At 58.1% G+C, this 923-nt stretch carries 2 protein-coding genes and 1 pseudogene; all 3 read right to left on the minus strand.

From position 1 onward, the window contains the following. On the minus strand, nucleotides 1-247 hold a 247-nt coding region (locus tag EOC06_RS37930; RefSeq protein WP_206631370.1), incomplete at its 3' end, for an arginase family protein. A 98-nt stretch (nucleotides 248-345) separates the two neighbouring features. Next, nucleotides 346-753: a cellulase family glycosylhydrolase gene (locus EOC06_RS44660; RefSeq protein ID WP_128310154.1), complete on the minus strand. Its 408-nt coding sequence runs from the start codon at nucleotides 751-753 to the stop codon at nucleotides 346-348. Nucleotides 754-773: 20 nt separating this feature from the next. Then, nucleotides 774-923, minus strand: a pseudogene (locus tag EOC06_RS44665) (IS110 family transposase); the annotation flags it as partial.

The following is a 923-nucleotide window of genomic DNA, read 5'->3' on the forward strand; positions in this document are numbered from 1 at the left end:
CTATGCTCTTATAAGCCTCGATGGATCCTAACCCTCGGGACTCCTTGCGGATCGCAGTCGGCCCATGCCGACTTCCGCCCAGATGATACGCCGTTCCAAGGTCGAACGGGACGCCGACGATGGCGATATCAGCCTCGCCAGCCTGCTCCATGGGTAGGGCTCTACTGCCCATGAAGGTGGCCATTTCTACGAAGGGCAGTGTTTGGCCATTATCCGCAGGCACAAAATCTCTGATAGTATTAGGCATGTGAATTTCTCCCCGGTATCGCCGTTACATGGGTTTTGGCGTATGATGCAACAAAAGTATTCTTTAGTCAAGGGGATTGTGCGCTAGACGTGCCGATCTCACGCCCGCGCGCCTGTTCCTTTGGCCGGCGCGGTCAATGAAAGCGTTCGTAGTGCTCCTCGCCCTGCTCCAACGCGCATCTCCTTGACGTTGTAGGCGTAGGCGGGGCCGCGTCTGTTACCCTTTGTATGCGGTTGGCCAGCGATCGGAACGTCCTTCGATCCGATGATCTTTTCGTCGTAGCGCGCATAATTAAGTGGATCGAGGATCGTCCTCATGCCCCGCGCGCGGATCAGTTCGACCGATTCCATCAACCGCTGCAGTTCGGCTTCATCGAGTTCGCCCATCAATTTGGGCTGCAGGCGTTCCCATTTGAAAGGCAGGCGCACGGTATTGAAGCCCTTGTCGGCGAAGTAGGACAGTGTGTTGGTCGATGGCCAGGTGTAGTCCTTGCCCTTCGTCAGCATATGCCGCGTAGCACTGCCTACTTCCTTGCAACGGCAACGGCGGCGATCCGATGGTCGCGTCTGGCCCTAACCCGGACGAAGAAGACGTGCAAGGGACCTGGTCCCTTCGCCGCTGCCCGTGCCGCCACTACCAGTTTCGCGCGGGCATGGCTGATGCGTCCGTGATGAGC

The sequence above is a fragment of the Mesorhizobium sp. M7A.F.Ca.MR.362.00.0.0 genome (assembly GCF_004023175.1).
GTDB lineage: Bacteria > Pseudomonadota > Alphaproteobacteria > Rhizobiales > Rhizobiaceae > Mesorhizobium.

Coding starts and splice junctions, on each gene's coding strand:
- EOC06_RS44660 (WP_128310154.1), bottom strand. CDS start 753: ATGCTGACGAAGGGCAAGGACTACACCTGGCCATCGACCAACACACTG.